Here is a 16,734-nt window from a genome sequence, read left to right on the forward strand (position 1 = left end):
CTTCCGTTTCATCCCTTATCATCGGGTTTTGATAAGGAGGTACGGGGATGGAATCGGTCGAAGTCGTCCTGGCCATGCTGCTGGCGGTGGTCGCCAGCGGCTGGGTGGGACGGATACTGCCCTTCGGCGTGCCGCTGCCGCTGATCCAGATCGCGCTGGGCGCCGTGATCTCGGGCGTGTTCCGCCATGGGGTCACGCTGGAACCGGACATCTTCTTCCTGCTGTTCCTGCCGCCGCTGCTGTTCCTGGACGGCTGGCGCATCCCCAAGGTCGGCCTGTTCCGCGACAAGGGCACCATCATCGAGCTGGCCCTCGGCCTGGTGCTGTTCACCGTCATCGGCGCCGGCTACCTGGTGCACTGGTTGATTCCCTCGATGCCGCTGCCGGTCGCCTTCGCGCTGGCGGCCATCGTCGCGCCCACCGACCCGGTGGCGGTGTCCGCCATCACCAGCCGGATCCCGGTGCCGCCGCGCCTGATGCACATCATCGAAGGCGAATCCCTGCTCAACGACGCCAGCGGCCTGGTGTGCTTCCGCTTCGCCGTGGCGGCCGCCGTCACCGGCAGCTTTTCGCCCACCAGGGCCGGCCTGACCTTCCTATGGGTGGCGCTGGCCGGCATCGCCGCCGGCGTGCTCGTTACCTGGGCCGTGAGCCGTGCCCACGGCGCCCTGCTGCGGCGCTTTGGCGAGGACGACGGCATGCCGATCCTGATCAACCTGCTGACGCCCTTCGGCGCCTACCTGGCGGCCGAGCACATCGGCGCCTCGGGCATCCTGGCGGCGGTGGCGGCCGGCATCGCGATGAGCTATGTGGAGCTGAGCGGCTCGGCCTCGCCCTCGACCCGCATCCGCCGCAACGTCATCTGGGACACCCTGCAATTTTCACTGAACGGCGTGATGTTCGTGCTGCTGGGCGAACAGCTGCCGGACATCGCGCGCGAGGCCCTGCATCCGCCGGGCGGCGGCGCGCCCCTCGACCCCTGGTGGCTGGCGGGGAATGCGCTGGCGCTCAGCCTGGGCCTGGTGGTGCTGCGCTTCGTCTGGGTCTGGGTGTCACTGCGCCTGACCATCCTGAACCGGCGCCGCCTCGGCCAGCAGGTGTTCAAGCCGCGCATGCGGCTGATCCTGGCCACTTCCTTTGCCGGCGTGCGCGGCGCGCTGACCATGGCCGGCGTGATGACCCTGCCGCTGGCGCTGGAAGACGGCTCGCCCTTCCCCGGCCGCCAGCTGGCGATCCTGCTGGCCAGCGCGGTGATCGTGGTCTCCCTGCTGCTCGCCAGCGTGGCCCTGCCGCGCCTGCTGCGCGGGCTGGAAGTACCGCCCGAGGCCGAGGCCGAGCAGGAAGAGGACCGGGCGCGGCATGCATCGGTGACGGCGGCGGTCGAGGCCGTGGAACGCGCAGGCCGCTCGCATGCGGGCGATCCGGACGCCGAGCTGCATGCGCATGCCTGGGGCACGGTGGCCGGCCTGTACCGCAACCGGCTGCGCAATATCCAGCTGGGCGAAGCCGCCGGTCCCGACGTCCAGGCGGCGCGCCAGGCCGAGCGGGAATACCGCCTGATTGCGCTGCGGGCCGAGCGCGATACGATTTTGCGGCTGGGGCGGCGGCGCGAGATTTCGGATGAGGTGGCGCGCAAGCTGCTGCGCGAGATCGACCTGGTCGAAGCGCGCTACCGCGAGTCCTGATCAGCCGCGCGCCTGTCGCTTGCGGCGCGCCGCCAGGCCTGCCAGGCCCAGGCCCATCAGGGCGACCGAGGCCGGCTCCGGCACATCGGTATTCGGCAGCAACACGTTCACCATATGGCTGTTGTTGGCCGCATTGGCGGACGGCGCGGTGTACAGCAGATCGCCGCTGGCGCCGTAGAAGGACAGGTTGTAAACGTCGCGGGTGCTGCAGCAGTCGGAACGGCCGTAGATCGAGAAGCTATCCAGCTCATGCGTTCCGTTCAGGGTAATGGTCAGGTTGCCGGTCGTCCAATTGGCGTTGTGGTACATGTTCGGAAAGCTGAGGTCGGAATAGGCGCCGTCGATTGCCTTGCCGGGCGTGGAATTGCCGTCCCACCAGCCGGAGGTGGTACTGGCCGTCGCGCCTGCGCTGGCCAGCGCGACGTTCTTGCCGGTGCCGGTTTCGAAAGCCTGGAATTCGGCGACCTGCAGATAGTCGCTCCTGGCATTGGTGATCACGACGGATTTCACGCCGATCAAGCCGGCCTGGGCGGAACCGGCAAAGGTGGACGCGGCGATCAGCAGCGCGATGAGGGCAGTTTTCGACATGAGATACTCCAATTAGATTAATGCAATATAAATTGGATGTATGCAACAATCGTGCCCACGAGGAAATTTTCTGTAAAATCAAGCGCTTGGCTCAGCCGACTGGGAAAGCTCAGCTGCAAGTGTAAAGATGGTCGACAGCCAGGACTGCCATGGACGCCGACATTTCAGGCGAGTCCGTACTGTCTGAAAATTCTTTTCTGCGTGCCATCCGCTACCAGTTCCGCCATTGCGGTGCCATAGCGCCTTACCTCGGCCTCGGTGAAATCGAGCGAACCTGCCAGCCACGCACTGGTCGAACGCACGGGCGGTCCGAGCCGGAAGTTCTTTTCCTCGCCGCGCATGAGCAGCGAACTGTGGATAATGGCGCGCTCGCCAAAGACTGCGTCGGCCATGCCTGCCAACAGGAAGCGGTGGACTTCGTCGATGGACGAGGCCTCCACCAGGTGCCGAAAACCCAGTTCGCGCAGAATGGCGGACTGGGCCGCGCCGCGCAGCAGGGCAATGCGCTTGCCGGTCATTTTCTGCGGGTGCTGCACGTCGAAGGCACTGCCCTGCTGGGCCATGAAGATATAGTTTTCCTCGTAAAGCGGCGCCAGCCAGCGGAACTGGGCTTCCCGTTCCGCCAGCCGGGTCAGCGGGAAAATCGCGGTGTGCGGCATGCTCGTGGCCAGGTAGAGTGCGCGCCGCCAGGGCACGAAAGCAAGCTCCGGCGCCAGGTCGAGGCGGCGGCACAGGGCGTCGACGAGCTCGCGCAGGGCGCCCGCCTGCTTGCCGCCGGGCGCCATCACGAGCGGCGGCAGGTGTGCGGTCACGATGTGCAGCGGCGCCGGCCTGCCGTGCGCTGCGCGCGCGCTGCCGCCGCTGGCCGCGCCCAGCGCCAGTGTCAATACCTTCCGTCGGCTGATCAAAACGGCCCCTTGTCATTTCTACACGGGCAATCGTAACGCACATGCGGCGCCGATGGCGCGGCGAAAGTGCGCTCCCGTACGGTGGGCGGATTCGGGAGCAGCGTAGACTTTGCTCTCCTCTGGTGGGCACAGGGGTGCCCACCCTACGCCCGCCTGCACCACGAACGGGAGCAGCATGAAGAGCGACATCGACCCCGAAGAACGCGCCGCGGACGCCGACGCGATACCGAACAGCGACCCGCCCACCGCTGCGAAAGCGGCCGGCCTGCGCTACGTCCTCGACGACCGCCCCGGCATCCGCCGCGAGCCCGAGAAGGATGGCTTTCGCTATATCGACGCGCGCGGCGAAACCGTCGACGATGAAGCGACCCTGAAGCGCATCAAGTCGCTGGCCATTCCGCCCGCCTGGCTTGACGTCTGGATCTGCCCGCAGGCGAATGGGCACCTGCAGGCCACCGGGCGCGATGCGCGCGGGCGCAAGCAGTACCGCTACCACCCGAAATGGCGCGAGGTGCGCGACGAGGTGAAGTACGAGCGCATGATCAAGTTCGGCAAGGCCCTGCCGCAGATCCGCAAGGAAGTCGACCGCGCCCTCAGCCTGCCCGGCCTGCCGCGCGAGAAGGTGCTGGCGACCATCGTCTACCTGCTCGAGGCGACCATGATGCGGATCGGGAACGACGAATACGCCCGCGAAAACAAGTCCTACGGCCTGACGACCTTGCGCAACCGCCACGTCAAGATCGACGGCAGCGAGGTCGAGTTCCGCTTCCGCGGCAAGAGCGGCGTCTGGCACGACGTCAAGGTCAACGACCGGCGGCTGGCGCGCATCATCCAGCGCTCGCGCGACCTGCCGGGCCAGGACCTGTTCGAATATCTCGACGACGAGAAGCAGCCGCACACGGTCAACTCCGCCGACGTCAACGACTACCTGCGCGAGATCTCCGGCGAGGACTATACCGCCAAGGATTTCCGCACCTGGTCGGGCACGGTACTGGCCGCGATCGCGCTGCAGGAATTCGAGAAGTTCGATTCCGAGGCCCAGGCCAAGAAAAACGTCGTGCGCGCCATCGAGACCGTGGCCGAAAAGCTCGGCAACACGCCCTCGGTGTGCCGCAAGTGCTACGTCCACCCGGCGGTGCTGGACTCCTACATGGACGGCACCATGGTCGAGGGCCTGCTGGCGCGCGCCGAGGAAAAGCTGGCCGAAGACCTGCAGGACCTGCAGCCTGAGGAAGCGGCAGTGCTGGCCATGCTGCAGCAGCGCCTCGCCCGCGACGTCCCCGAACCCAAGAAAGTGCAGCGCAGCCGCCGGGCTGCCTGACCCCTTTACGTCCAACGCAACAGGAAAGGACCCAGCATGACAGCAAGCACGACGGCAACAATTGAACTGGTCGCGGATTTCGGCCACCAGGTGACCGGCGTCTCGGTCTCGGAAACCAATCGCATCTTCGTCAACTTCCCGCGCTGGACCGAGGACACGGCGGTCTCGGTGGCGGAACTGAAGGACGGCGAAGTGGTGCCCTACCCTGACGAAGAATGGAACGCCTGGCGCAACGCCAAGAAGGATGAGATCACGCCGAACGACCATTGGGTCTGCGTGCAGAGCGTGGTGGCCGACCAGCGCGGCAGCCTGTGGGTGCTGGACCCGGCCGCGCCGGCCCAGTCGCACATGGTGGACAAGGGACCGAAGCTGGTGCGCATCGACCTCGCCAGCGACAAGGTCGCCCAGGTCATCGCCTTCGACGAAAACGCCGCGCCGCAGGGCTCCTACCTGAACGACGTGCGCTTCTCGAACGACGGCAAATACGCTTTCATCACCGATTCCGGCGTCAAGGGCGCGCTGCTGGTGGTCGATATCGCGGCCGGCAAGACGGCGCGCGTGCTGGACGGCCACCCGTCCACGCAGATGAAGAAGGGCTTGAACGTCAAGGCGGATGGCAAGGAATTGCGCCGCCCGGACGGCCGCGGCGTCGAGTTCTCGGCCGACGGCATCGAGCTGTCATCCGACGGCAAATACCTGTACTGGCAGGCGATCAAGGGCGATCAGCTGTACCGCATCCCTGCGGATGCGCTCACGGGCGCCGGCCTGAAAGGCGAAGACGTGTCGGGCCAGGTCGAGCACTACGGCACCAACGGCGTCAATGACGGCCTGCTGATCGCGCGCGGCACCGAGGACATGTACCTGACTTCGGTGCAGGACAACGCGATCAAGCTGCGCAATCTGGCCGAAGGACCGCAGGCCGCCATCCAGACCGTGGTGCAGGACGAGCGCCTGCGCTGGCCGGACACCTTTTCACAGGGGCCGGACGGCACGATCTACGTGACGACCTCGCACATCCAGGACTCGGCTTTCTTCAAGCCGGACGCACCGGCAGCGCTGCCGACGCAGTTGTGGCGTTTGAAGCGCGAAGGCTGATCAGCGGCTGCTGACGACCGGCGCGACGGCCTGGCCGTCATGCGCCGGCGTGGCGGCATGCGCCAGGCTAATGCTGGCAAGCGCCACGACGGCGGCCAGCAGGGACAGCACGCGCAGGCGGCGGAAGCGGGTGGAAGGCAGGGAGTGTCTCATTATCGTTTTCCTGTTTCTATATTTCTGTGCAGCTAGTCTTCTAGCATACCAAGGTACATACAGAAAGAAATACGCGAAATGTAACGTGTGTCCCGAAAGCAACACATCGTTTAGAATACGGTAAGCCCGACTTTCCCTGCGCCGATGTTCTTTACCCAACTGCTGCCGGTCTTCCTGCTCGCCGGCCTCGGCGCCCTGCTCGTTCGCCTGCCCTGGCTGCGCGCGTCCTGGCACGCCGGCGTCACCGAACTGACCGCCAGATTCCTGGTGCCCTGCCTGCTGTTCACCAGCGCCTGGCGCACCGGCATTCCGCCTTCGCTGTCCTGGAAAGTCCTGTGCGCCTTCTACCTGCCGCTGGGCCTGCTGTTCCTGGCGGCGCGCTGGATGGCGAAACGCGGCGGCGACGGCGCGGCCACGGCCCTGGCGGCCACCTATTCGAACACCGTGTTCGTCGGCGTGCCCGTGCTGGTGCAGGTGCTGGGCGACGACAGCCTGCAGTTCGCCTATCCCGTGATCGCCTTCCACAGCCTGTTCTGCTTCACGCTCTACCACCTGAACGAGGAGGCGGCGCCGCAGGGCTGGCTCAAGCCGGTGCTGAACACCCTCAGGAATCCCATCGTCGCCGCACTGCTGCTGGGCCTTGCGCTGAACCTGGCCCGGATCGGGCTGCCGGCGCCGCTGCTGCGCGCGCTCGACATGCTGGGCGGCGCGGCCCTGCCCTGCGCGCTGCTGTCGCTGGGCGCCTCGGTGGCAGCGCTCAAGCCCGGCCGCTGGAGCGCTACCTTCGCCATCGTGCTGGCCAAGCTGGTCCTGCTGCCGCTGGGCGTGACGGTCTTGTCCGTGTTCGTGTTCGATCTGCCGATGGCGGCGGCGATGGTGCTGGTCGTGCTGGCCTCCTGCCCGGTCGGCATCAACGCCGCCTTCGTGGTCAAGCCGGGCGGCCAGGGCGCGCAGCGCGTGAACTCGGCGATCCTGCTGTCCAGCCTCCTGTGCGCGGCGACCATGCCGGCCTGGCTGTGGGCGCTACGCCAGCTCTGAGCCGAGGCCGAAGGCGCCTTCCCGCAGCACGCCGCGCACGATGCGGAAGCGCCAGACCCGCTCGACCGGTGGCTGCCGGTCCGGGTCGGCCGCGCTCCAGTCGATCTCGACGAGACCTTGCAGCTGCAGCATGTCCCCGGTCTTGAAATCCGCCAGCACGATGGCGGCGCGCGGCTCGGCGATGAAATTCCCCAGCGTGTTGAAGTAGCGGTTGCCGTTGTAGTCGGGGATCGTCAGCACGCTCCCCGCCAGCCGCGCGAAGCCGGGCGGGCCGCCGCGGTGCGAGATGTCCAGGCCCGCCGCGGCGCCTTCCGCATTGGCGCCGCTGGCGCTGGCCACGAACAGCGTGCCGCTGTTTGCCAGCAGCTCGCGCGCCCGCGCCGGCAGCGCTTCATCGAATACGGTCACCGGGCCGGCCTCGCGCGCCAGAGGTATCAACTCGCGCACCTGGATATAGCGCGGGCAGTTACCGAAGGACTGGACCACGTCGACCGCGAAGCCCTCCTCGCTCACTTGCGCGACGATGCCGTTCAGGCGGTTGCGCCGGCGCGTGGCCAGGTCGATGCCGAGCAGTCCTGCGGGCGCCCCTTCTCTTAACCGCGCCCGTACCGGATCGGCGGGCGGCGGCATGGCGCCGACCACGAGCCGCGCCGGATCGGGCGAGCTGGCAAAGCCGGGCGCGCCCTCGACCAGAGTCGCCAGCGGCCAGCCCACGTCATCCGGCACGGCCACGCAGACGAAGCGCAGCAAGGGAAAGAAGGCCCGGTGCTGCTCCGGCATGAAGGCGCGGATCGGCGCGGCGGCCGGTGCGGTGCCGGCCAGGCGCTGGGCCTGCAGTTCGCCGGCGTGGAAAGGCTGCTCGATACGTTCTCCGCTCATGGCTGCCTCACGCGTCGGGCATCGGCACGAAGTTTGGCAAGGCCTGCACCCTTGCGATCCAGGCGCGAACCTGCGGATAAGGCGCGAGCTCGATGCCGCCTTCGGGCGCATGGGCAATGTAAGCATAGCAGGCGACATCGGCGATGCTCGGTTCAAGACCGGCCAACCAGGGATGCGCTGCCAGCTCGCCCTCCATCGCGCCCAGCACCCGGGCCGCAAGACGCTGGCTCAGCGCCGCCGGCACCCCGGTGTCGTAGAAGCGCGCGTTGATGCGGGCGCTGGCCGGGCCGTAGGCGATCTCGCCGGCCGCCATCGACAGCCAGCGCTGCACGCGCGCCGCCTGGACCGGGTCCTCCGGAAGCCAGTTGGTCCCCGCCGCGTAGCGTTTGGCGAGATAGACGAGGATGGCATTGCTGTCCGCCAGCGCCAGTTCGCCGTCTTCGAGCACCGGGATCTGCCCGAGCGGATTCAGGCGGCGGAACGCGGGCGTGTCGCGCACCGCGGCCGGGCTGTCGGCAAACTCGTATGCCAGGCCCAGCAGGTGCAGGAAGAGCATGACCCGGTGCGTGTGGCCGGACAGGCGGGTGCCGTGGAGGATGCGTCGGGGCTGGTCCATGATGGTCTCTTTGAAGGTAGTTGGAACCCTCATGCTAGGCCGATTGCACTACCCCGTAAATCCGGCATAATCGCAATTCAGCATTTCACTTGGCGCAATAATGGACAGATTCGACGAACTGCAGATCCTGGTCGCCATCCTCGACACCGGCAGCATGGCCGCCGCCGCGCGCAAGCTGGGCCGTTCGCCGGCCGCCGTCACGCGCGTGCTGGGTGCGCTGGAAGCGCGCGCCGGCGCCCGCCTGCTGGAGCGCAGCACGCGCCGCCTGACCCCGACCGAGGCAGGCCTGCGCCTGGCCGAACAGGCACGCCGCCTGCTGGCCGACTACGACGCCGCCCTGCTGCCGGAAGCCGCCGGCACGCCGCGCGGCCTGTTGCGCGTCGCCGCGCCCAACGTGTTCGGGCGCAGGCACGTCGCGCCGGTGGCGACGCGCTTCCTCGCCGCGCAGCCCGAGGTGCAGGTCGAGCTGCTGCTGTCGGACCGGAACGTCGACCTGATCGAGGAAGGCATCGACGCCGCGGTGCGCATTGGCGCCGTATCAAGCATGAGCGTGGTCGCGCGCCCGCTGGGAAAGGTGGCAAGGGTGACGGTGGCCAGTCCCGCCTACCTCGAGCGGCGCGGCACGCCGCTCGAGCCGGCCGACCTGGCGAACCACGAGCTGATCATGTCGACTTCGGTGCGCAGCGTCGCCGAATGGCGTTTCAGGGCCGGCGCGCGCGAGCACGTGGTGCGCTACAGCCCGCGCCTGCGGGTGAACGATGTCGAGGCGGTATTGGGCGCGGCCTGCGACGGCTTCGGCATCGCCCGCGCCCTGTCCTACCAGGTCGAGCCGCTGCTGCGTGCCGGCCTGTTGCAACGGGTGCTGGACGATTACGAGCCGGAGCCGCTGCCGGTCCAGCTGGTGCTTCCGAGCAGCCGCCACATGCCGCCGCGCCTGCGTGCCTTCGTCGATTTCGCGGTGGCGCAGTTCGCGGCGCTGGACGTACTCAGGTAAGTACGGCCACGGCGTCGGCCGAACGCTCGCGGTGCGCCGACGCGCAGCTCAGCACACCCGCGATCAGCAACGCCATCGCCAGCCATTCCAGCCCGGTGGGCAGGCGCTGCTCCCAAATAAAACCGTACAGCAGCGCGAACAGGGTCTCGAAGACGATCATCTGCCCGGTCATGGTCAGCGGCAGCAGGCGGCTGGCGTGGTTCCACAGCGCGTTGCCGACCACCGAGCACAGGATCGCGACCGTCGTGACCACGCCGCCGAAATACCACCAGGACGAAGACGAGTGCAGGCCCGGGTTCAGCATGAAAGCCGGCACCGCCAGCAGCAGCGCCTGCGCCCCGGTGACCACGCCCACCAGCAGACTCCAGTCATGCGCCGACACCCCATGTAGCCGGGTCAGCGCACGGCTGTTGCCGACCGCGTACAGGGTCCAGGACACCAGCGCGCCCGCCGCACACAGCAGGCCGAGGAGCGAACCCGCCATCGAGCCATGCTGGGGATTCGACAGCGACTGCCAGCTGATGCAGACCAGGCCGGCGACGCCCAGCGCCAGCGAAGGCAGCAGGCGCAGCATGGGCGCGGCATCGGCATCGCGCCGCCCGGCCAGCGTGACCGTCACCGGCAGCAGGCCGATGATCAAGGAAGTCATCGCCACCCCGCCCAGCTGCACCGCGTTCGCCAGGAACACGTAATAGATGATGTTGCCGGCGAAGCTGAGCCAGCCCAGGGTGCGCCAGTCGCGCCAGCCCAGCATGGGCCGCACGCGCCGCCACGAGGGCGCCAACAGCGCGGCCGCGACCAGGCCATAGGCCAGATAGCGGCCGGCCGAGAGCTGCAGCGGCGAGAAGCCGCGCGTCAGCTCGGGGGTGAGAAAGACCAGGCCCCAGAAGGCGCCTGCCAGGATGCTCGCGCCGATGCCGAGCCAGTGATTTCGTGTAAGCATGCTTTTCCTCCGAGCCGCCATGATGCGTGGGACGGCCCGGCTATGTCTTGACCTCAACTCGCGGGGATTTGACCTGTTCTCCTGGCGTCCTTTATGCCGGGCGGTGCTGGCGCCGGTAAGCCGCCGGCGTCATCCCGGTGGCCTTGCGCAGCGCCCGCGTCAGCGCGCTTTGCTCGGAAAAACCGGCGCGCAGCGCGATCTCGGCGATCGGCGTGGCGGTGCCCGCCAGCCACTCGCGCGCCAGGTCGAGGCGGCGGCCGAGCAGCCAGGCATGCGGCGTGGTGTCGTGCTCCTCGCGGAACAGCGCGTGCAGGCGGCTGACGCTGCTGCCCAGCGCCTGCGCCATCGATCCGGTGGTCCACGGCTGGCCGGGCGCGGCCTCGATGCGGGCCAGCAGCGCGGCCAGCTTCGAGGCCGGGCGCGGGCTGTCGAGCGTCAGGGTATCGAGCAGCAGCGGCACCCAGCCCTGCACCACCGCAGGCGGCGCGGCGCCGCTGTCGCTCATCAGCGCCATGAATTCGATCAGTTTTCGGGAGGCCGGGCCGAGCGGCGCGAACGGGCGCTCGAACAAACGCTCGCCGGCGCCGGGCGCCAGCGCCTCGGCGCCGATGTCGACGATGATCGAGCGGTTGCTGGCATCGCCGTGCTGGGCATGCCAGGCGCCGGGCGCGACGAAACCGGCGCGCAGCGGGTCCAGCATGCCCTGGCGCCCTTCGACCTCGAGCAGCAGCGCGCCGTTCAGCGGCAGCACCAGCTGGCCGTAGTCGTGGCGGTCGGGCGCGGTGAATTCGCCGTAGCTGCGCAGGTGAAGATCGACGGTGGAAACCATCGGGCTAGTTTAGCATCGATCCTCTGGAGACTCAGGGAGGTCCCGGAGCGCCGGCTTGAAAGCCAGCGCCCCGGGCATCAGTCCGACGCGTCATGCGTCAGGACGGATGTTGTGGTTGAAGCGGAACAGGTTGTCGGGATCGTAGCGCTGCTTGATGCCGACCAGGCGCGCGTAGTTGGGACCGTAGGCCTCGTGGATGCGCGCGCCCTCGTCCTGGGTCAGGAAGTTGATGTAGACGCTGCCGGCGGCGTGCGGCGCCGCGGCCGTGAAGAATTCGCGCGCCCACGACACCACCTTGTCGTCGTCGGCGGCGTCGATCCAGCGCCCGTGCACGTTCATCGCGAACTGCACGTTGCGGTGCGGGTAGGCGGTGTCCACAGGCGCCCGCGCGTTGGCCTTGCCGCCGATCAGGCCGAGGAAGATCTCGCAGTGCGGCGTCGGCACCGCTCCGGCGTAGCGCAGCACGACGTCGATGGCCTCGTCGGACAGGCGCGTGAAATTGTGCGATTTCCAGTAGTTGCGCGCGCCCGGGGCCAGCAGCGGGTCGAAGGCCTTCTGCCAGGCTTCGTAGGGCATCGCGCCGACGTGCTCGCCCACCGGCTGGACGCCGGGTTGGCCGAAATTGCGGATCTGCTCGAGCAAGGGCGCTACCGCATCCGGCGCCTTGGGCGAAAACACGGCCAGGGCGACGATCGCGGTGCCGTGCACCTCGGGCGCCAGGAAAGGCAGCGGCGGCGCCTGGCGCAGCACGGCCCAGACGCTGGCGTCGTCCGGCAGGACGTCGACGAAATCGCGGTAGCGGCGCATCACCTCGCGCGCCTGCGCGGCCGGGAACACGACCAGCCCGGCGGTGACCTCGGGTCCGACCGGATGCAGGGCGAACTGGAAAAGCGTGACCACGCCAAAATTGCCGCCGCCGCCGCGGATCGCCCAGAACAGGTCCGGTTCGTCCTGCGCGCTGGCCCAGTGACGCTTGCCGTCCGCGGTGACGACCTCGGCGCCGACCAGGTTGTCGACCGCCAGCCCGTGCATGCGGCTCAGCCAGCCGAAGCCGCCGCCAAGCGTCAGGCCGGCGGCGCCGGTGGTGGAGTTGATGCCCAGGGGGACCGCCAGGCCACAGGACTGGGTTTCATGGTCGACGTCGGACAGCAGCGCGCCGCCGCTGACCCAGGCCAGGCGCGCGCGCGGGTCGACGTGGACGTCGCGCATGCCTGACAGGTCGATCACCATGCCGTCTTCGCACAGCGCACTGCCGGCGATGTTGTGGCCGCCACCCTTGACCGCCAGCGGCAAGCCGTTGTCGCGCGCGAAATTCACCGCCGCCACCACATCGGCGGTGCCGGCGCAGCGCACGATCAGGGCGGGACGGCGCTCGATCATGGCGTTCCAGATCGCGCGCGCATCGTCGTAATTGGGGTCGCCCGGCTGCAGCACCGGTCCCCGCAGCGTGGCCTTGAATGCAGCGACCACTTCGTTCTTCATATTGGTCATCTTTCGCCTCCACTCGCCAGGGCGCCGGCTGGCGCCGTCCTATGCAGGATAGGTGCTATGGAGGGATGTGCAAGCGCTGTCTGCGATGAGCGCTTAATAAAGCCCACATGGCGGCGTTGCCCCGCCTTGCCCTGCGGACTTTCTTAAGCGCTCATAAGCGCACCAGGCGCCCGCCGTCCACGCGCAGCCCGGCGCCCAGGATGAAGGCGGCATCGTCGCCACACAGGAAGGCGATCGCGGCGGCGATGTCGTCGGGGGTGCCGACCTCGGCCTTGTTGATGACTTCCGCGCCCGAGCGCACGTTGGGGTTATCCCAGAGCATGGGCGTGTCGACCGCGCCCGGCAGCACGGCGTTCACGCGCACGCCCTTGGGCTTGCCCTCCAGCGCGGCCGAGCGCGTCAGCGACAGCAGCGCCGTCTTGGCCGCCGCATAAGGCGCGACCAGGGGTTCGGTCTCGACCGCGTGCACGCTGGAGACGTTGACCACCGCCCCGCCGCCTTTCATCTTGAGGAAGGCCTGCTTGATGAAGAGGAAGGCGCCGAGCAGGTCGACGCCGAGGATGCGCTGCCAGTCCTCGACGGTCTGGTCTTCGATGGCCTTGAAGATCATCAGGCCGGCGTTGTTGATCACGATGTCCCAGTGGCCGAATTTGGCGATGGCCGCATCGGCCGCGGCGGCGACCTGGTCCTCGTTGGCGACGTCGCAGACGATGGTGGCGATGCGCTCGGGCGCGGCTTCCGTGTCTGCCGCCAGCTGGGCAGCGGCGGCGTCCAGCCTGGCCTGGTCGAGGTCGGCCAGCAGCACGCTGGCGCCCTCCCGCAGCAGGCGGCGCGCGGTGGCGAGGCCGATGCCGCCGGCCGCGCCGGTCACGATTGCACTGCGTCCGTCGAGTTTCATCGCATTTCCCTCAAATATGCTGGTCGAACACCTGCCGCAGATAGGCGATGAAGGTCTCGTCGGTTCCCATGCCCTTGCCCGGACTGTCGGACAGCTTGGCCACCGGCTGGCCGTTGCAGCGCGTGAGCTTCATGACGATGTTGAGCGGCTCGTACTGGGTGTCGTTGGTGAGCTTGGTGCCGATGCCGAAGCCCAGCTGCACGCGGTCGGCAAAGTGGCGGTACAGATTCAGCGCCTTCGGCACCGTCAGCGCATCGGAGAACACCAGGCGCTTGGTGCGGGCGTCGATGCGCAGCTTGGCGTAATGGGCGATCGCCTTCTCGCCCCACTCGACCGGGTCGCCGGAATCGTGGCGCAGGCCGTCGAACAGCTTGGCGAAATAGAGGTCGAAGTCGCGCAGGAAGGCATCCATGCCGACCACGTCGGTGAGCGCGGTGCCGAGGTCGCCGCGGTATTCCTGCACCCAGTCCTCGAGCGCCTTCTTCTGGAAGTCGCGCAGGCGCACGTCGAAGGACTGGAAGGCCTGCATGTATTCATGGGCCATGGTCCCGATCGGCACCAGGTTGAACTTCTTGGCCAGGTAGACGTTCGAAGTGCCCTTGAAGAACTGCGGCAGCTCGCGCGCCAGGGTCTCCACGACTTCCTCGTGCCATTCGCCGGAAAAGCGGCGGCGCACGCCGAAGTCGAAGAAGTCGAAGGGGTTCAGGCGCTTGGGCTCGGCATCGAAGGCGCGGAATTCCTCGACCTTCTGCGCCAGGCGCCTGCGTCCTTCTTCCAGTGCGGCGGCCTGGTCGAAACGGCGGAAATACAGCTCGTTGACGATGTAGAGCACGAAGATCTCGAAGCCCATCACGTGCACGATGGGGCCGGTGGCGCGGATGCGCAGGTGCGGGCCGTCGGTCTCGACGTGGATGAACTTGCGCTGGAAGCGGAACAGGGTCAGGTAGTCGGCGAAATCGCTCTTGATGAAGCGCAGCGAACGCAGGTAATCGACCTCGTCCTCGCTGAACATCAGTTCGCACAGGTGGTCCAGCTCGCGCTCGACCTCATCCTTCAGCTCGGCCAGCGGATAGGCCGGCGTGTTGCGGCACTTGAATTCGTATTCGCCGATGGCGCCCGGATGCATGTGCAGGAAGGCCTGCCACATCGTGAACTTGTACAGGTCGGTCTCGAGCAGGCTGCGGACGACTGGTTTCATGAAGACCTTTCGCTTTTCGCGCGCGAGCGGCGCTTCGGCGCCAGCATGGTCCCGCTGCAGCCAGGCGTGCCGCAGCGGCAGGCGAACTGGCGCTTGAGCGCCGGCGTGTGCCGCTCGTCGTAGATCAGCGCGTAGTTGTAGTTGAGCTCCTCGCCCTCGTCGATGTCGCGCAGGGCGTGGATGTAGACCCGCCCGTCTTCCTCGTAGGCTTCGCAGTTCGGCTCGCAGGCGTGGTTGATCCAGCGCGCATCGTTGCCGCGTCGGCCGCCGTCGATGACGTTTCCGTCTGCCAGGCTGAAATAGAAGGTGTGGTTGATCGGGCCGCCACGCTCGGCTGCGCGCTCGGTCGCATGGTCCCAGCTGATGCGTTCGCCGCGGTATTCGATGATGCGTTCCCCCGCGCCGATCGGGCGCAAGGCAAACACGCCGTTGCCGTGGACCGGGGACTTCCTGACTTCGTAATTTTTTGCGGATGAACTCATTGCGGATGCGTGGGCGATGGATGAACGAAGAGGATGCCTATTATTGACCGAAAAGCACTTTTGTGCCGCACGCGATCACCGATTGCAACTAAGCCCTGTTCAAGCTGCTCAGTCGCCGCCGCCCGCGCCTTCCAGAGCGGATTCCGCCGTCCAGGCTGGCCTCATGGTCCTTCCTGAAGGCGACCACGCTTGGGCAGGGTTGATGCCGGTGCCCCTCATGCTTGGACTGTGCATGGCGCCATGCATGCCGACGTGGCGGGTGTTGGCGCAGACGATGATTGTGACTGCGCTGCTTGCGGTCTTGCATATTCTTACGACACTGCTGGCCGATTGGGATCGCTTGGGCCGTGTATCGTTATCTCGGCTTGCAGTTCTTGCCGTGAGCGTGGCTCAACCTGGATGCAATGTGGGGCGTTGGTTCGCGCATTGCTGGCGTTGCGGCGTTTGGGCTGAAGGTTTGGTGCCGTTGCACATAACTGGTAATCCCTTGATTACAGTTGTTTGTGTCCGCCTTTGGGCCGATAGTAGACCTATTGCAGTGTCCGATTACGACCCGTTGCGGACCTCAGGTATGTGACATCCATGGATCCGCTTTTATCAACCTACAGCGATATTTAGCCTAAATATCGACGATAGAAACTGCTTGTCAAATACGGTTCGGTCTTGGGGATAAATAAACTTCTCTCCCTTGTTCATTAGATGCCCGAAGAAGTCCCCAACATGATTTACTGCTTGGCATAAGGCTTGAAGAGAGCTGACTCCATAGATGTTTCGCGGATGCTCCTCTAACCCATCCAACAAAATCGAGCAAACCCAGGTGCTGGCGTCGATTTGATATGGTTCGGCAACTTTGATGCAGAATGGCTTTTCCATGCCGTTTGAAAGCGACCAAATTAATTCTTGTGAGGCAATAATTCGGGACTCAATTATCGAAGTCATAGCTTGCCACTCGCTTATTCGCTTTCAGATAAATCCATCCGAACGGCCACTCCTGGCAGGTTGCAGACGGTGCATGTGCCGCTCTTAAAGGCTGCGCATCCACGCAGGTCTGCTAATGCCGCTGCGCCCAATCGGCCATCGCCTCCAGTTCATCAAACATCCGGATCTTGGGCGTGATGTCGGCGGCCCCGCTCTCGATTGTAGCGACTGCGCGTTCACATGCTTGCTTCTGCTCGCCGCGGCTGAGCCAATCCTTGGCCGCCGCATCGCCATTGCGCTGGAGGTTTGTCACGTAGGCGGTGAGGACGGTATCGCGTTTCGCCGTACCGCCCTCGGCCAGTGCTTCGTCAAGCCGCTGCTTCATATATTTGATGGTGGCCACATAGTACTTGGCATTGCGCTTCTGCCAGGCCCGAACGAATTGCTGCGGCGTCTCCATGCGACTCAGCACCGGCATGCAGTCACGGCCGATGCGGCCGATCATGAAGTTCTCAGTGCCGACGAAAGCTGCTGCGGCGTCCCGCGACTCGTTTTCGACCCTGAGTGGGCTCTGCGCAATCGCGGCATCGGACAGCAATAATGCAGCGGAAATGGCGGTCAAGCGGATCGGGTGACGTAGCGGCATGCAGGAACTCCGTTAGCTGAAATGAAATGTGGAGCGGTACTCGGCGGTACGC

General features: G+C 66.6%; 18 protein-coding genes. 5 read left to right on the plus strand and 13 right to left on the minus strand.

The features are described 5' to 3' along the window. Window positions 1–47: 47 nt before the first annotated feature. Window positions 48–1,685: a Na+/H+ antiporter gene (locus LQV39_RS05545; RefSeq protein ID WP_230021019.1), complete on the plus strand. Its 1,638-nt coding sequence runs from the start codon at window positions 48–50 to the stop codon at window positions 1,683–1,685. On the opposite strand, the gene LQV39_RS05550 is transcribed toward LQV39_RS05545, so the two are convergent. After that, complete coding sequence (locus LQV39_RS05550) at window positions 1,686–2,273, minus strand: PEP-CTERM sorting domain-containing protein (RefSeq protein WP_230021021.1); 588 nt, start codon at window positions 2,271–2,273, stop codon at window positions 1,686–1,688. A gap of 164 nt (window positions 2,274–2,437) precedes the next feature. Beyond that, window positions 2,438–3,181 (minus strand): ABC transporter substrate-binding protein, encoded by a 744-nt coding sequence (locus LQV39_RS05555; RefSeq protein WP_230021022.1) that lies wholly within the window; start codon window positions 3,179–3,181, stop codon window positions 2,438–2,440. 175 nt (window positions 3,182–3,356) lie between these two features. Between LQV39_RS05555 and LQV39_RS05560 the strand changes: the two genes are divergently transcribed. After that, window positions 3,357–4,502 carry a DNA topoisomerase IB gene (locus LQV39_RS05560; protein ID WP_230021026.1) on the plus strand — a complete coding sequence of 382 codons (1,146 nt, stop codon included), beginning with the start codon at window positions 3,357–3,359 and terminating at the stop codon, window positions 4,500–4,502. A gap of 36 nt (window positions 4,503–4,538) precedes the next feature. Further along, complete coding sequence (locus tag LQV39_RS05565) at window positions 4,539–5,597, plus strand: major royal jelly family protein (protein ID WP_230021032.1); 1,059 nt, start codon at window positions 4,539–4,541, stop codon at window positions 5,595–5,597. Here the strand turns inward: LQV39_RS05565 and LQV39_RS05570 are convergent, their stop codons facing one another. Beyond that, complete coding sequence (locus LQV39_RS05570) at window positions 5,598–5,750, minus strand: hypothetical protein (protein ID WP_230021033.1); 153 nt, start codon at window positions 5,748–5,750, stop codon at window positions 5,598–5,600. It abuts the gene before it with no gap. A 144-nt stretch (window positions 5,751–5,894) separates the two neighbouring features. On the opposite strand from LQV39_RS05570, the gene LQV39_RS05575 reads away from it, so the two are divergent. Further along, window positions 5,895–6,788 (plus strand): AEC family transporter, encoded by an 894-nt coding sequence (locus LQV39_RS05575; protein ID WP_230021034.1) that lies wholly within the window; start codon window positions 5,895–5,897, stop codon window positions 6,786–6,788. On the opposite strand, the gene LQV39_RS05580 is transcribed toward LQV39_RS05575, so the two are convergent. Both LQV39_RS05580 and LQV39_RS05585 read right to left on the minus strand, forming a co-directional pair. Continuing rightward, window positions 6,774–7,667 carry a pyridoxamine 5'-phosphate oxidase family protein gene (locus LQV39_RS05580; RefSeq protein WP_230021038.1) on the minus strand — a complete coding sequence of 298 codons (894 nt, stop codon included), beginning with the start codon at window positions 7,665–7,667 and terminating at the stop codon, window positions 6,774–6,776. The two genes, LQV39_RS05575 and LQV39_RS05580, sit on opposite strands and share 15 nt — an antisense overlap. Window positions 7,668–7,674: 7 nt before the next feature. Next, window positions 7,675–8,283: a glutathione S-transferase family protein gene (locus LQV39_RS05585; RefSeq protein ID WP_230022227.1), complete on the minus strand. Its 609-nt coding sequence runs from the start codon at window positions 8,281–8,283 to the stop codon at window positions 7,675–7,677. 100 nt (window positions 8,284–8,383) lie between these two features. Here LQV39_RS05585 and LQV39_RS05590 point away from each other — a divergent pair, with 100 nt between their 5' ends. Then, a complete protein-coding gene (locus tag LQV39_RS05590; RefSeq protein WP_230021040.1) occupies window positions 8,384–9,277 on the plus strand; it encodes a LysR family transcriptional regulator in 894 nt (297 codons plus the stop codon). On the opposite strand, the gene LQV39_RS05595 is transcribed toward LQV39_RS05590, so the two are convergent. The 8 genes from LQV39_RS05595 to LQV39_RS05625 all read right to left on the minus strand — a co-directional run bounded on the left by LQV39_RS05595 (window position 9,270) and on the right by LQV39_RS05625 (window position 16,682). Continuing rightward, window positions 9,270–10,220 (minus strand): DMT family transporter, encoded by a 951-nt coding sequence (locus tag LQV39_RS05595; RefSeq protein ID WP_230021042.1) that lies wholly within the window; start codon window positions 10,218–10,220, stop codon window positions 9,270–9,272. The two genes, LQV39_RS05590 and LQV39_RS05595, sit on opposite strands and share 8 nt — an antisense overlap. 91 nt (window positions 10,221–10,311) lie before the next feature. Beyond that, window positions 10,312–11,049: an AraC family transcriptional regulator gene (locus LQV39_RS05600; RefSeq protein ID WP_230021045.1), complete on the minus strand. Its 738-nt coding sequence runs from the start codon at window positions 11,047–11,049 to the stop codon at window positions 10,312–10,314. Window positions 11,050–11,139: 90 nt separating this feature from the next. Further along, window positions 11,140–12,540 carry an FAD-binding oxidoreductase gene (locus LQV39_RS05605; protein ID WP_230021049.1) on the minus strand — a complete coding sequence of 467 codons (1,401 nt, stop codon included), beginning with the start codon at window positions 12,538–12,540 and terminating at the stop codon, window positions 11,140–11,142. A gap of 151 nt (window positions 12,541–12,691) precedes the next feature. After that, window positions 12,692–13,438 (minus strand): SDR family NAD(P)-dependent oxidoreductase, encoded by a 747-nt coding sequence (locus LQV39_RS05610; RefSeq protein WP_230021051.1) that lies wholly within the window; start codon window positions 13,436–13,438, stop codon window positions 12,692–12,694. Window positions 13,439–13,448: 10 nt separating this feature from the next. Continuing rightward, complete coding sequence (gene pncB, locus LQV39_RS05615; RefSeq protein WP_230021057.1) at window positions 13,449–14,636, minus strand: nicotinate phosphoribosyltransferase; 1,188 nt, start codon at window positions 14,634–14,636, stop codon at window positions 13,449–13,451. Beyond that, window positions 14,633–15,118, minus strand: a complete 486-nt coding sequence (locus tag LQV39_RS05620) for an SET domain-containing protein (protein ID WP_230021058.1) — start codon at window positions 15,116–15,118, stop codon at window positions 14,633–14,635. Before LQV39_RS05620 ends, pncB begins: the two co-directional genes overlap by 4 nt. Before the next feature lie 597 nt (window positions 15,119–15,715). Continuing rightward, window positions 15,716–16,057: a hypothetical protein gene (locus LQV39_RS26480; RefSeq protein WP_374199406.1), complete on the minus strand. Its 342-nt coding sequence runs from the start codon at window positions 16,055–16,057 to the stop codon at window positions 15,716–15,718. A 112-nt stretch (window positions 16,058–16,169) separates the two neighbouring features. Beyond that, window positions 16,170–16,682: a hypothetical protein gene (locus LQV39_RS05625; RefSeq protein ID WP_230021061.1), complete on the minus strand. Its 513-nt coding sequence runs from the start codon at window positions 16,680–16,682 to the stop codon at window positions 16,170–16,172. Window positions 16,683–16,734: the final 52 nt, after the last annotated feature.

The organism is Massilia sp. Bi118 (genome assembly GCF_918697865.1).
Classification (GTDB): Bacteria; Pseudomonadota; Gammaproteobacteria; order Burkholderiales; family Burkholderiaceae_D; genus Telluria.